The 14,075-nt window shown below is 44.5% G+C and carries 15 protein-coding genes and 1 pseudogene; 9 read left to right on the forward strand and 7 right to left on the reverse strand.

The features are described from left to right. The first annotated feature begins 78 nt into the window (after window positions 1-78). Complete coding sequence (locus Q4E93_RS34095) at window positions 79-2,529, forward strand: ABC transporter permease (RefSeq protein WP_303592567.1); 2,451 nt, start codon at window positions 79-81, stop codon at window positions 2,527-2,529. Window positions 2,530-2,547: 18 nt separating this feature from the next. On the opposite strand, the gene Q4E93_RS34100 is transcribed toward Q4E93_RS34095, so the two are convergent. Then, on the reverse strand, window positions 2,548-3,093 hold the full coding sequence (locus tag Q4E93_RS34100) for a DUF6933 domain-containing protein (protein WP_411162140.1): 546 nt from the start codon (window positions 3,091-3,093) through the stop codon (window positions 2,548-2,550). 108 nt (window positions 3,094-3,201) lie between these two features. Between Q4E93_RS34100 and Q4E93_RS34105 the strand changes: the two genes are divergently transcribed. From Q4E93_RS34105 to Q4E93_RS34115, 3 genes are all read left to right on the forward strand, one after another. Further along, the gene (locus Q4E93_RS34105; protein ID WP_303592571.1) at window positions 3,202-3,822 is read left to right on the forward strand and encodes a hypothetical protein; all 621 of its coding nucleotides are present in this window, start codon (window positions 3,202-3,204) and stop codon (window positions 3,820-3,822) included. A gap of 111 nt (window positions 3,823-3,933) precedes the next feature. Further along, complete coding sequence (locus Q4E93_RS34110; RefSeq protein ID WP_303592573.1) at window positions 3,934-4,746, forward strand: helix-turn-helix domain-containing protein; 813 nt, start codon at window positions 3,934-3,936, stop codon at window positions 4,744-4,746. A gap of 66 nt (window positions 4,747-4,812) precedes the next feature. Then, window positions 4,813-5,226 (forward strand): hypothetical protein, encoded by a 414-nt coding sequence (locus tag Q4E93_RS34115; protein WP_303592575.1) that lies wholly within the window; start codon window positions 4,813-4,815, stop codon window positions 5,224-5,226. A 72-nt stretch (window positions 5,227-5,298) separates the two neighbouring features. On the opposite strand, the gene Q4E93_RS34120 is transcribed toward Q4E93_RS34115, so the two are convergent. Next, on the reverse strand, window positions 5,299-6,258 hold the full coding sequence (locus Q4E93_RS34120; RefSeq protein ID WP_303592577.1) for a TolB family protein: 960 nt from the start codon (window positions 6,256-6,258) through the stop codon (window positions 5,299-5,301). Between the two features lie 207 nt (window positions 6,259-6,465). After that, window positions 6,466-7,059, reverse strand: a complete 594-nt coding sequence (locus tag Q4E93_RS34125) for a hypothetical protein (protein ID WP_303592578.1) — start codon at window positions 7,057-7,059, stop codon at window positions 6,466-6,468. A gap of 247 nt (window positions 7,060-7,306) precedes the next feature. On the opposite strand from Q4E93_RS34125, the gene Q4E93_RS34130 reads away from it, so the two are divergent. Then, window positions 7,307-7,828: a YcxB family protein gene (locus Q4E93_RS34130; protein ID WP_303592579.1), complete on the forward strand. Its 522-nt coding sequence runs from the start codon at window positions 7,307-7,309 to the stop codon at window positions 7,826-7,828. Between the two features lie 94 nt (window positions 7,829-7,922). Beyond that, a complete protein-coding gene (locus Q4E93_RS34135; protein ID WP_303592581.1) occupies window positions 7,923-9,095 on the forward strand; it encodes an aminotransferase class V-fold PLP-dependent enzyme in 1,173 nt (390 codons plus the stop codon). 43 nt (window positions 9,096-9,138) lie between these two features. Here Q4E93_RS34135 and Q4E93_RS34580 read toward each other — a convergent pair whose 3' ends face one another. Next, complete coding sequence (locus Q4E93_RS34580) at window positions 9,139-9,459, reverse strand: phosphatase PAP2 family protein (protein WP_303592590.1); 321 nt, start codon at window positions 9,457-9,459, stop codon at window positions 9,139-9,141. On the opposite strand from Q4E93_RS34580, the gene Q4E93_RS34145 reads away from it, so the two are divergent. Then, window positions 9,367-10,029, forward strand: coding sequence for an SMI1/KNR4 family protein (locus Q4E93_RS34145; RefSeq protein ID WP_303592583.1), 663 nt, complete (start codon window positions 9,367-9,369; stop codon window positions 10,027-10,029). The two genes, Q4E93_RS34580 and Q4E93_RS34145, sit on opposite strands and share 93 nt — an antisense overlap. A 161-nt stretch (window positions 10,030-10,190) precedes the next feature. On the opposite strand, the pseudogene Q4E93_RS34525 reads toward Q4E93_RS34145, so the two are convergent. Further along, window positions 10,191-10,469, reverse strand: a pseudogene (locus Q4E93_RS34525) (glycerophosphodiester phosphodiesterase family protein); the annotation flags it as partial. A gap of 372 nt (window positions 10,470-10,841) precedes the next feature. After that, a complete protein-coding gene (locus Q4E93_RS34150) occupies window positions 10,842-11,660 on the reverse strand; it encodes an abortive infection system antitoxin AbiGi family protein (protein ID WP_303592585.1) in 819 nt (272 codons plus the stop codon). A gap of 228 nt (window positions 11,661-11,888) precedes the next feature. Between Q4E93_RS34150 and Q4E93_RS34155 the strand changes: the two genes are divergently transcribed. Further along, on the forward strand, window positions 11,889-12,710 hold the full coding sequence (locus Q4E93_RS34155; RefSeq protein WP_303592586.1) for a hypothetical protein: 822 nt from the start codon (window positions 11,889-11,891) through the stop codon (window positions 12,708-12,710). Between the two features lie 5 nt (window positions 12,711-12,715). Continuing rightward, complete coding sequence (locus Q4E93_RS34160) at window positions 12,716-13,318, forward strand: hypothetical protein (RefSeq protein WP_303592587.1); 603 nt, start codon at window positions 12,716-12,718, stop codon at window positions 13,316-13,318. A gap of 198 nt (window positions 13,319-13,516) precedes the next feature. On the opposite strand, the gene Q4E93_RS34165 is transcribed toward Q4E93_RS34160, so the two are convergent. Beyond that, the gene (locus Q4E93_RS34165; protein ID WP_303592589.1) at window positions 13,517-13,744 is read right to left on the reverse strand and encodes a hypothetical protein; all 228 of its coding nucleotides are present in this window, start codon (window positions 13,742-13,744) and stop codon (window positions 13,517-13,519) included. Window positions 13,745-14,075: the final 331 nt, after the last annotated feature.

The following is a 14,075-nucleotide window of genomic DNA, read 5'->3' on the forward strand; positions in this document are numbered from 1 at the left end:
GCCCGCCGGTCATCAATCTTCTGGTATTCTTCCCGGATATTTCCGTACATTTTGTCCTATATATCAAAAGGAGCGCTAATGTATAAAAATTATCTGCTGGTGGCCTGGCGAAACCTGCGCCGCAACAAACTCTTCTCCTTTATCAGCATTCTCGGTCTTGGCCTGGGAATGACCTGTTGCTTCCTGATCCTGCTCTACGTCAGAAATGAACTAAGCTATGATCGCTTTCACAAGAATGCGGATCGCATCTATCGGACGACCTATCTTCCGAAATTTGCGGGTGTTACCAAACCCTTGCCGATACTTCCGCCGCCGGCAGCCCCCTTGTTCAAAGATTTTTTTCCGGAGATCGGGGAGTCCGCCCGGCTCTTCAGGAAGGCGGCCACGATTGCGTTAGGTAAGCAGAAATTCGCCGAACAGCAATTCTTTTTCGCCGATCCGGCCATCCTGAAAATTTTCACATTTGATTTCCTGGAAGGCAGTCCTGAACAGGCATTGGCCCAAACCTTTTCCGTCATCCTGTCAGCAAAGACCGCCCGCAAATATTTCGGAAATACATCTGCTCTGGGCAAGACCTTGCTGCTGGACGGCAGGGATCCCCTGCTGGTTTCCGGGGTAGTTGCGGACTTTCCGGATAATTCGAGTATCCATATAGACATGGTAACAAATTATGAAACCATGTTCGCTACCCTACCGGAAGAGGGCCGGAAGAATTTGCCGTCCAATTGGGTCATCAGCCACTCCATGACCTATGTCTTGCTGAAGCCCGGCGCCGATCCCGCAAGAGTGAATGCCCGGTTCCCGGCCTTCCTGTCGAAATATGTGCCGAAAGCCTATTCCGGCGGCATCGAATACAAGCTCCAGGCGCTCACGGCGATTCACCTGTATTCTGATTCCCAGGCAGAACCGGAGCCGGTGGGTAATATTCTGTACGTCTATATCTTTACGGGTATCGCAGTGATCACCTTGCTGATCGCGGGGATCAATTTCGTGAACCTTTCTACCGCGCGGTCGCTGCGACGAGCCAGGGAAGTAGGTATGCGTAAGGTGCTGGGTGCGGAGAGGTCGCAACTGATCGGGCAGTTCCTGGGAGAAGCCTTGCTGCTGAGCTTGTTGGCTTTCTGTTTGTCAGTGGCCCTGCTCATCCTTTCCCTGCCTGCTTTCAATGAGCTGGCGCAGAAGCAATTTACCCTTAGGGATATCTTTTCCGATGGTATTTACCTGTCCGCCTTCCTGGCAATTTTCTTTCTCACCGGTCTCCTGGCGGGGCTGTATCCCGCTTTTTTCCTGTCCGGATACCGGCCCACGGAAACATTGAAAGGGGATTTTTCCAGCGGTAAGAGCAGGGGTGGGATTTTACGCCATGGGCTGCTGGTATTCCAGTTCACCGCCTCCGTGGCGCTGATCGTCTCCACCCTGGTGGTTTTCCGCCAATTGGAATTTGTGAAGGATATGGATCTCGGTTTCAAAAAAGACTTTGTCCTCGTTGCTCCTTTCAAAGAACGGAACATCAATACCATCTTCGACGTGCCCAATGACACCCTCTATCAGCAGCTCGAGGCCTACCGGCAAGCCGTTTTGAAAAATCCCCGGGTACAGGACGTGGCTTTATCGGATGTAAATCCGGGGCAGAGCGCTCTTCGCAGGGAAGTCGTCCCGGAAGGGTTTACGGCCAGCGATAATATCTTCGCCATGGACATTAAGGTGGATTATAATTTTATCCCGGCCTACGACATGAAGGTGGTTGCCGGGCGCAATTTTTCCCTGTCCTATGGTTCCGATAAAGAGCATGGTTTCATCATTAATGAGACGGGGGTACAACGGTACCATTGGGGGAGCCCCGAACAGGCACTAGGAAAGCGTATTGCCATCCTGGGAAAGGGGGGCAAGGAAACTAAGTCAGGCACGATCATCGGCGTAGTGAAAGATTTTCATGCCGAATCACTCTTCGAGCCTTTGGACGTGGTTGTAATGGATATAGATTTCAGCCACATGAATATTTTTTCCATCAGGATCAGGCCGGACCAGGCCCAGCAGACCGTAGCCTTCCTGGAAAGGAACTGGAACCTCTTCTTTCCGCAAAAGGATTTTGCCTATACCTACCTGGACCAGGCCCTTGTAAGCCAATACGCGGATGACCACCGTACAGGTAAGATCATCGGCTGTTTTTCCGGCCTGGCGATCTTCATTTCCTGCCTGGGTCTATTCGGCCTGATTGCGTTGTCGGGGCAGCAACGGATCCGGGAGATCGGTATCCGCAAAGTTTTGGGAGCCACTGTTCCGGATATCATCGTTCTGGTTTCCAGGAAATACCTGGTGCTGGTGATGGTGGGCGTCCTGATTGCCTCTCCTGTGGCCTGGCTGATGATGCGTCAGTGGTTGATGCATTTCGCTTTCCGGATCGATATCAGCTGGTGGATATTTTTGCTGGCTGGAGTTGCGGCCCTCCTGATTGCGGCGGTTACGGTGAGCTATCAGGTGCTCGTGGTGGCGATGGCAAACCCCATAAAGAGCTTAAGGGAACAGTAAATGGCCACGCGTTCCGGGTTAAAGGGAGAAAGCCCGTTTAGTATCATCGGAACCGATCGCCCGCCGCCAATACTCCAACGGCGTCAGATAATCTCTCCAGGTTTTTCCGGTCTGATGCGGTCGGTCCATCATTCTATTCTCCAGGATATCCCAATCTATGTCGTCAAAATCCCCAAATCGCCCGCATTCATACTCAAGCTCAAATATCAGTTGATTCATAAAGGATAACATAGACTTACTGTTTGTCTTGGATACCGTGTAGCCGTCCGCCAATGCCAATTCAGCTGCGATAAAATCATTCGGGAATTGAAATCTCACTAAAAGCTGCTGCATCCTATGAATAAAAAGCTTCCACGTGCCCTGTATCGTTTTTCCCTTACAAAGCACTACCGTTAATGATGGTTCATGCACATACATAACCACCATCTTTCCCCGGAAGCTGGTAGCCAACAACCGTGCATACCAGCTATGCAAATGTTGCCCAGGATTAGGTTGGGTAATATAAAGCGAAGCTTCCAACCTGGAAGTATTAAGTAGCTTCTGAACAGAGTGTATAATGAGCATAAAAGGCGGCGGTTACATCTTCGGCAAAAGATCTTTGCCAGGAACAATCTTAAAACTTCGGCATTTGCTGATTTGCAAATATATTAGCTTTTCCTATCTTACGCTACTATGTCGGAATTACAATTAGCCCCAACAATAAGAACACCTCGCCCAGATGAAGTACCGCAGCACAAAGATATACTGGATAATATACAACGCAGGCAAATAGCTAACATCGTTGAAGGATTCACCTTGAGAGAGAATGCGTCCCATGAACAACCTTTTACATTCTATTGTGAAATCAACATCGACAATTCAAAGCTATGGCGTCTGTTCCAGGCATTTCTGCTTCAATTCCCGGACGAAGTTTACTTCATTTATAGCCATAAGGATACTGATAGCCCCATCTGTACTTCATATAAAGACAAATTTGAAATTCTAAATATACTATCTCCATATGAAACAGAATTGATGCAAGACGGCCTTCTAAAATTCGGCATAGCCTTTCACACGAACGATTACTTTGAAGAGATTTTTATTATGCCGGCAAAATATATACAATATTGGGGAGTTAATCCAGAGCCTTTTGGAAGAATAATGCAGGACTTTTCACTCAACCAAATCGATGATCTAAATTTTATTGACGAATTTCCATTAGTGACCGAGTCCCTACAATTACACAATGTCAATACAATCCCGACAGATGATCTCTTAAACCGCTTTGATGACATTTTCCGCCCAAAAACTTAAAATAATTTGAACAACTCCAATAATTCCTCATCCCTAAGTATTTGTTTTAGTGACAGATTGATAACAATTTCTTAGCTATGGCATCGGGGTATTTAATAACTTTAAGAACAATTGGCAAAATCACCCAAATATCAAATATTTAAGCCATCATCCAGGCTTTCTGGAATCGTGAGCCATTTTTGGACACTTGATGGAGAACCATCAACAGGCAAACCTCTTATACATAGAACCCTGGCTAATTTTTATCCCGAGCTGATCTTTCATTATGGTGGCGCATTCAGGGAAATAGTAAAAAACGATAGAATTGAAAATACGTTCGTCGGCGGATTACACGGGCAAACTGATTTAGTCAGACGATTTACTTATACTGAACCATGCGGAATTTTTGGGGTCATGCTCGAGCCCTACGCGATTCCAGTTCTATTTGATATCCCCTCTCCAGAAGTGAAAAATCAGCTGATAGATTTTCATGATCTGATAGGAAGACAGGGAAGTACGATCACTAGAATGATGATCAATGCAAAAAGCAATACCGAACGTGTGCAAATTGCTAATAACTTTTTGGAAAGCAAATTGAAAAAAGTCAAGCGACCGGAAATACCTTTTGCTGTTCAGAAAATATATGATTTTAAAGGAATGGTAAATGTAAAATGGCTTTCACAACAAGTCTGCTTATGCCAGCGCCAGTTTGAAAGAAAATTTAAGGAACAAGTAGGCTTTTCAGCCAAGTCATTCATGAATATTGTAAGGTTTAAATCGCTGATTTCTACCTATAATCAGGGCGAAAAAAATCTGACAGAATTAGCCTATGATTTTGGATACTACGACCAATCTCACTTTATTAAAGTTTTTAAGGCGTTTTCAGGATATACACCACATAGCTATTTTAACGGCGGTGCCAATGAGGTTTTTTATGCTCCATAATAAAAGTCGTTTTTTTACTATTTGCGGAGTTGGTATCACTATAGCTTTGTGATAAAATATAGAAAAATGGAGATACTAGAATTAGAAAAGGATATTAAGGTGTTTTATATAACGGCTCGATCCTTCCCAGAAGGAATAAAAGAGGCTACTGACAAATTGCACAGTTTATTTTCATTTTCGGAGAAGCGAAACATTTTTGGCCTTTCGCGCCCGGAAAATGGTCGGGAAATAGTTTATCGAGCTGCGGCTGAAGAGTTGGAAGTCGGCGAGGCAGAAAGACTTAACTGCGAGACACTAATAATTAAAAAAGGCATGTACTACAGTCTAACAATTCATGACTTCAGAAAGGATATTATGGCAATTGACAGAGCCTTTAAGGAGTTATTGAAACAGGCCAACCTCGATCCGGAAGGGTTTTGTGTCGAATGGTATGGTACAACTGACGAGTCTGTAAAATGTATGATAAGATTTCTGAAATAGTTCACGCAGGCCCCGGAAATCTTTAAGGAAAGTTCACGCGACCAGACGAAGATAATTATTTCCCTATAAAATTCATCCCGGCAGATGAATAGGGATCATAAAAATATTCCCTTTCCCATTAAAGATCCCATTCATTTCTTTCGACAATGCATCATAGTCCAGGGGAAGAGATTTAGGATCCCTCTTGTAGTAACCCTTTATCCGCGTGGACGTAAAGTACAGCATCTTCCCGTCAGGTGAAACCGTAGGATCATAGTTGCTGCTGCCGTCGTTTATCTGGGACCCAAATTTCTCCCCCGCACCCCAGGTATCGCCGTGTCGATAGCTGATATAAAGATCGTTCCCGCTGACAAAAATGATATAGCTTTCGTCGGGCGCAAGGTATGGATCGCTAACCTCTTCGTTGCCGTTCAGCATCAGCGGCTTCGGCTCGCCGTAATGATCCACCATCCATTTTGCAAAAAAGCTCTTTCCCTTGCCGCTTTTGTCCCTTCTTGGAGAATAGAAACACAGGTCTTTGCTCCGGCTGATCGTTGGCGCATAATTCCCGATACCGTCCATATTGAAGCTGTCTTTCAAGCAATGCGGCTCAGACCAGTTATTGCTATCGATCCGGTCGGCGTACCACAGATGGGTAGATCGCTTTAATTTATTTTCTCCTGTGGTATCCAGTGGACGGTTCGAAACAAAATAGATCTGCCTGCCATCGGGACTAAGGAAGGGATCCCAATCGCCCCAAATGCCCGAAAAGGCGGCTACATGCGGTTTTTCCCATTGCCCCCCCACTCTCTTCGAATAACAGATCTCCATCGAAATAGTGCCCTGCGCAAAATAGACAGTATTGCCATCGGGAGTAAATGTCGCCGCAACTTCCTCAAAGGGACTTGATACCACACCTGGTGCGAATACTATTGGCTTGTCGCTGGTGTCGACTATACTACGGGAATTACCCTGAGCTGACGCAACGACGATTGATCCTAAGAAGATACAAAATGCAAAATAGCTTTTTGAAAGGAAGGTCGGGCTAAGCATGGCGGTGGTATATTTATCATCCGAATATAAGTACGGATTTGGCTATTCCCAACGTAAGCCGGCATAAAAGACGTTATATTCAATGAGTCCCGGACTTTCTTCAACGGTTAGCTGGTCCAAACTCTTTAGGCCCTTCTTTTTGGTTCTGTCATTGATACGACTCCAAAATCACTACTAAATCCATATTGAATAACAATAAGCGCATAATTATTGTAATTTAATTTCTTCTTTAACACTAACAGGATCATTGATCTTTTGTCGAATAAATTTCTTTAGCTCGTCATACTCCGCGGCTTCCATTGATTTGGAAGGGAACAAGTACTCCGACCCCGATTCGCTATTCAACAAAATGCGGATAGGCGATATAGAAACCCTTCTGATATTACTCCATTTTTCGATAATTGTTTCATCGTCATTGACCACTTCAAAAGAATGTAATTTCAGGTTAAGGTATTGCTTTTCGTATTGGGCCACCTCTTTTAAGTATAAATTGACTCCATTTTTCCATTGAATATATTGCTTTGCCCTAATTGAAAACAAATAAAGACAATAAACAACAGCCACCGCTGTCGCACAGAAAAAAAATGCCCAAGCGACTTGATAAGAAAAATATAATAAGTAAAACACCCCTGAAAGGACAGTAAAAATGATTGCGGCAATCAGAAGTGCCTTGGTTGGTTTATAGGAAAAGATGCTACCCTTTCCGTCAGCGAAATAGATCTCTTTTATTGATTGCGCCCCATTTGTTAGTTTAATGGAAGAAACCGTATCTGAGCCGGTAAGTTCTATAGAGACAGCCATGTAATTGGGTTTTGCGCTCTAAGCTAATAAAACCTACTAAATTGTGCAACTAACCGCTCCGGCTTGCTTTTTGCCACAAACTCATTCCGGCAAAATTCACAGACTTTCAGGATCCCATGTTATTACTCATAATAAGGGGTTTAATCGATATTCCCTCCGGAAAACCATATCATATCGTATTATACTTTATCATAACATTTCATTTATCAAATGGATCGTATATTTAATAGCTAATCCTTAAGATAAAATGGCACAGCGTGAGACCTACACCTTACACCAAACGTTGAAACTATCCGAGATCTTGCTTGGTGCTTACTATATCGCGTCAAGAACAAAAATAATCAAGGTTGTCTTTTTCTTTGTCTTAATTATTGGCGTATTGCGGGAATCATTAGCGTTGGCCCTGGCTACACAAAGTTCAATCAAATGGTATATAGTGATATTTGACACTATAGCCGGCCCTCTATTCATTTTCCTCTTTTTTTTTGTTTTCATATCGTTAGGGGTCATTCTGCTTACCGTCATCCGTCCTGGCAATTACCGTGACTTGACGTATCGGTTCACGCATTGGGGAATGGAGAAGTCAGGCAAAAACATTGACTTCACCAGACCATGGAGCAAATTTCTCCGCCTTCGGGAGAGCAAACATTTTCTATTTCTCTATATATCAGAAAATGATGCTCACTTTTTTCACAAGAAAGCGTTTGTAAACGACCAGGAGATAGAAGATTTTAAACAGTTTGTTTCCCGTCAAATCGGCCAAGCTTGATGTTGATCTACTTCAATTCCCGGACTTGACTGAATTTTATCTTAGCGCTTCGACAATACCTCTAATTTTGTATGCTACTAAAACAATTTATCAAATGAACATATCAGAGATCCGAAAAGAAACGCCCGGTTGTGATTTCATAACTCATTTAAATAATGCCGGAGCTGCTTTGATGCCTAGGATAGTTGCCGATGCGATTCGAAATTATATAAGCGAAGAGGAAAAGTATGGAGGGTATGAAACGGCAGATAAAAAATCCGCCGAAATAGAGCAATTTTACGATTACGCTTCTTCTCTGCTGCATTGTAAATCCCATAACATAGCTTTTACAACCAATGCAACCGACAGCTACAACAAGGCTCTTTCTTCAATTCCTTTTAAACAGAATGATATCATACTAACGACAACAAATGATTACCCGTCTAATATTATTGCCTTCCTATCACTGCAGAAGCGATTTGGCGTAAGGGTCATTTTAATTAGAAATACGGACACAGGGGAAATAGACTTGGAAGACTTGGAGAGTAAACTAAAAAAACATTCGCCAAGACTTTTGTCTATAACGCATGTTCCCACCAGTTCGGGGCTTGTTCAACCCGTAGAAAGAATAGGCGACGTTGTAAAGAAGCACGATTGCATTTACCTGTTAGATGCTTGTCAGTCTTTAGGTCAAATGGATATAAATGCTGCAAGCACTGGAGCAGACTTTATCAGCGGAACCTTCCGAAAGTTCCTGCGCGGTCCCAGAGGCGCTGGTCTATTATATGTTTCAGATAAAGTACTTGACAAGGGACTGGAGCCTTTGTTTCCAGATTTACATGGAGCAGACTGGGTTGATACGAATCATTATAAAACCCGAATGGGTGCAAAGCGGTTTGAATACTGGGAAATGGCTTACGCTTTAATGATGGGCAGCAGTCAATCCCTGGCTTATTTGTTTTCCCTGGGTATTCACAATATTGAACAAAGAAATAAAATGCTTCTTCACAAATTGAGAACCGGGCTGGCTGACATTCCCTCTGTTAAATTACTGGATAGGGGACAACATCGATGTTCAATTGTTACTTTCCAACTGAAAGGTTTACCGGAGCACTCCGCAAAGCAGTATTTCAGGGACAAAGGAATTAATGTGTATACAACACCTAAATCGGCTGCGATAATTGATTTTGGAGAGAAGGGAATAGATTGGGCAGTAAGGGTTTCGCCCCATTATTACAACACTGAAAGTGAAATTGATACATTGCTCGAAGCTGTGAAGGCTGTGTAAGGTAAATAATCCTTTACATTCTTGTATTCTATCAGGCTTCCTGTCATACTTTCCGAAATTTCACCTTGCTGTCAATGTTTTGCGCTGTTTTTATTCCCTGTTTTGTGCCTTCTTCCATCGCATGACGAGTATGAATACCGCCATAAACCCTTGAAATCGCAATGGCACTGGCGAATTCATAAAAAGATTTGTAGGAATAGCTACCCATGTCCTCCGGACCTTTTCCCAAATCAATCATATTGCCTTTATAAGTGCTGTTTATGAAAGACACATGATCGCCGAAAATGGTGGTGAGAGCCTGAGCAAATGCGCCACTAAAAGTTGCATGGTTTGCCGGAAAATCGGGATAGGCCGGTGTGGAAATAAAAGGCTTCCACCAGGTAGCCGGGTCATTGGAGTGGCAAAAATTACGCGGAATTGGCTCTTATTCGTAATTTTCAACTGTCAGCCAGATAAACAACTACTAATCATGATTATAAAAGAAATAATTAAACAGTTATCAACTAACCTATCTTCTTATGATATAACCTTGTACCCGCCTGCGAGCGAACAGACCCTACTCAATTTTGAACAAAAATTAAATTGCCCGCTACCTGACGACATTAAAACCTTTTATCTTTTCTGCAACGGCTTTGAATCTGCTGAAGACCTCTTCAGAATTATACCTTTGGAAGAAATTACTGACCGACTAGCCGAATATGAGCCCAATTCTTTCACCTTTGCCGAATACTTGATCTATTGCGACACGTGGGAAATCGAGATAAACCCATCAAATCCCAATGAATACTGGATTTCAAATCAGGGAACAGCTTCTCGGCTATTGACTAAATCCTTAGCCGAGTTTCTAGATAGGTTCTTAGCAAAAGGAGTTTTTGGAGATGGGGGATTATACACCTGGCACGATGAAATCGATATCCGGAATAAGCCTCAATAAATGTATGATACAGTATCTTATCGTATCATACTGTATCATAACGTATCAATATCGTGCACCCATCGCGGGCAAAATGCCCGCCTACTTCCCAATACAGAAAATGAAAACGCCCGGTTTCAGGGGATTTGAGCGAACTTAGTCCCAAATTGGTAACAACAATTTCATTGTCCTCCAGTATACTTTTTCTTGGGGTTTCTGCTGGTATGAAAAATGGAGCTTATTGCAATACCCTTCTTTCGCTTGTGTTGATCCAAATTCACCTTGCCGGGTTTACCCTTTAAAGCTGTCATTACCTCCCGCAGCGTAGGGATCAGTTTGCCATCGTGCAGGACGATGAGCAATGAGTCTTTGGACCGCTTCAGGTCCAGCTCCACAATATCCACCCCCATTTGCACAGCACTCGGAAAAGCCGCGATGGAATTCTCCGGATGATTGCGCCAGTCGCCCCAGTGGGCGGGCTACCAACACTTATTGACGGATTGGCTTCGGCCAAATCTTGATAAGACCCAATTCATTACCATCAATTTCAATCGGACCTGCTACCGGCGATCCAGACCGGACCTGCGAGAAATAGTCCCGGTCAACAGTCGAAGTAGAACCATCGGGATATTCATAGGGCAGCCCGATTATTAGCATCCGACCCAATATCGCACTATCCACCAACATTCCTCGTGACCCGCATAAAGACAAATAAAACATGTAGATATTAGTTGGTACAATAAGTCATTCGAGGGTAGACTGCTCGAGAAATAATGATTGTAGTTGCAATGGATTGTCGGACACAGGACAGGGCAGGATGGATGACCGATTTATCAAAAATCATTTCGCACCTGCTCGCTGGTGAGTAAGAAAAGCTCGCCATTGATGAGGGCCTCGATCACAACCTCTTCGTGAAATCGTGCTGAGAGGGCTTCAAAAACATCTCTACGATAATCATTATTTTCTAAAACGATATAGCGTAGGTCTTTCAAGTCCTTGATGGGCAAAGGATAGTCGGAGAAATGCGGCTTTTTTCGTACTTTGATGCCCGCAATTTTGTCTGGCTCGTCACTACCCACCAATCGACCTTCTTTGACAGGTGGGACATAGCGCCATTCCCGCTCTAAATAGGTGATGATCTCTTTGTCTTGATACATGGTTTTCCATCCTTTCATGAACTGGAGCGCAGGGACAGTTATGTCATTGACTTCTTTTAAGAATTGCATATCTCGTTCCCCACTAGGTTCCGGCATATCTGGATCCACGATTTTTTTTGTATAATAGTCTACTCCGTCGGCGAACACCTTTTTCAAATAGGTATAATTCACCTGAAAATGCACCTGCGCTAGCGGCGAGCGTTCATGGACATAGGCCACGGGAGATATTCCATTGCTTATTGCCCAGTCCAGGCTGAGGCCAATCCCGAACTTGCCATAATGCATATAGAGCTCTACTTCCCTGATCGGGATGTTGCAAAAACTTACCATCGGAAAATAATACGTCATCTCACCGATCTGCTCCTCACAGTAGGAGGGCATGAAGCCCTTTTCGATAATACTGATTACATCGCTTATTTGCTTGGTATAATGAAAGACATGATCTACTTGTCGTTGAGCGAAGCTACTTTCGGGTGGATGGGGTTGGTCGGTCATGAGGTTTCGTTTATTATTAAAGGGTAAGGGCATGCTCCTTTTTTTGGAGATCCCGGTGTCAAGTTCGATTGGAAGATACATCATTCACCAGTCATCGTCGTGCCAGCCGGGATAAAACAAGCAGCACGACCGGATCTTTGCTGCCCAACGACCGAAAAAAGGGTGTTTTCACGGGGTGCGGATATAGCCAGCAATTTGTAGCTTACTCCTACAATAAGCCCCTCCCCCATGACCCGCTTACGGCTCTATTTACCTATCGCCCTGCTACTGGCATGCTCCGGCTGTGCGTACAAATCTATTGTCATTCATGCGCCAGCTAAGCGAAATATCTATCTTGGAGCCCCTTCCGCCACTCTGCCCAGGAGCGGTTCTATCTTAGATCACCCTTTGGACCTGGCTAGCTTTTACCAGCATCCCCGGTCGAGTGCTACAGTGGATTATCAAGGCATCCTATACAATCCTGCCGACGGCCGCTATCTCCAGTGGCAGTTTCTACGCAAAGACCTGGATTCGACGCTCGTGCGGGTCAAATTCCTAGAAAGCAATAAAACCCAGCTAACCGACTTTGTGATGAGTTTCAGTAATCATATATTCGGTCGTCCTGTGCTACGGCCCGTCGGCGAAGGGACCTATCTATTAACCCTTCCCATCGATACATTACAAAAATCTTTGGCCGCCGCACCGGCAACCGCCCCTATCCCGGACAGCGCCAGCCCAGCCAGTCTTTTAATTACCCGATCCCAAAATTATGTGCTGGCAGACACGTTGCTGCACCTCTGGACCGGGGAAGTCGATAACCTCCACGGCGGCAAATGCCAGTTTGTTATCCTAAACGATGTAGAAGATCCCAAGCCGATCAGCGAGGAAATGTTCATTTTCACGTCGTTTCTGACAGATATGAAAGAATGGGACGACAAATGCAAGGCAGCCCATGCCAAAGCATGTGCAGATCAAAAGCTTGTTCCACATTATCATGCTGTCACAAAATATCATCGCCTCTATACCTTTTTTTCCATCTTCTGCGATGGGAACTGTGTCCCTAAATATTAATCGCTATGGAAAGTCATTTTGCGCAACGGATCATCCAGCGCCGGCTGCTGGCCTACTCTCTTTTAGGTCTCGCCATCATTATTCTCATAGGCTCGCTCGTCATTTTCACTTGGGGCGCGCTGAAACAGCGAAATGAAACCTATTATAAATTGACCAAACCCATCGAGGACAGCCTGACTACACTGGTGCAAGGCTATCGTAGTGAGCTGGCTACTGTAACAGAGGGCTCTGGCACTAAGCTGGACTCGATCGTAGAGGTGCGTGGAGATACTTTGGTAAAGCGATTGGAGTACTTTTTTAATAAAGAGCACGAGCAGAACGATAAACAGCTGACCAAACTAGACCTCCTGGGCACCGTTGGACGTATCACGCTGCTGATTGTCGCCTTCTTCATTGCCCAGATCTTCATTAAACTATACCGGTATAATATCCTAATGGCAGACCATTACGCGGCCCGGGAAGACGCCATCAAACTGGGTGAAAAAATGCGACCCGCGGAGATCAGGGACTTTGAAAAACTGGTCAAGGCGCTCGATCAGCAGCACATCACCCTGGAAACACCCAAAGAGCCGGATTGGTCGCCCTTTACGAAACTGGGTGGTAAATAGCTGCTATTAGGTCTACCAAAAATTTATTTTACTTCCCGGTAGTACAACAGGCACTTGCCAACCGTCATTACGTAGCAGAAAATGAACCCGCTCAGTTTTAGGGCGTTTCAGCGAAATTAGTCCCAGATTAGTAACAAAATCATCGTATTCCGAGCCAAAGCTAATGGCTATTTCGAATTTAAATCAACTAACAACAAGTTACGGAAGGAGTTCGAACTTGCGAATAGTTAAGTTCCTCGGCTGATAACCCGGCTGCAGCGTTCCGATCACTTTGATATAGGTGCCGAAGCTCATATGCGCTTTGTCGGCTTCAACATACTGGTCGGCGGTGAGATAGGCCCTTGCCTGGATGGTATCTTCATCCTTATACAGATTTAGAATAACCTCACCGGCGCGACGGCCGTCGGGTCCTTGATCGCCCGCCAAATGTTCAACTGTGGCAAGAAAAGATTCTTCCTCTTCTTCAGGAGCGGCTTTTCGTAAGGCTTGCCCCACATCGTAGATGCGAGAAAAATAGTCCTTTGGGATCTTGACAGCTTTTTTATAATCTAGTGGAACTGCAAGAGTTGTGGCAAAAGCAAAATCGACATACAGATCATAATCATCGTGGGACTCGCGGAAACCATTGACTGCTTTGCACAGATTGGCTGATAACTCTGGCTTCGGAGATTGTCGGGTATTGTACTGACCCCCTAAATAGCTGGACTAAATTATTAAATCAATTTAGTCACTTAAATTTAGGGTATTATGGCAAAAG

This window comes from Flavitalea plasmicola (assembly GCF_030546645.1).
Classification (GTDB): Bacteria; Bacteroidota; Bacteroidia; order Chitinophagales; family Chitinophagaceae; genus Puia.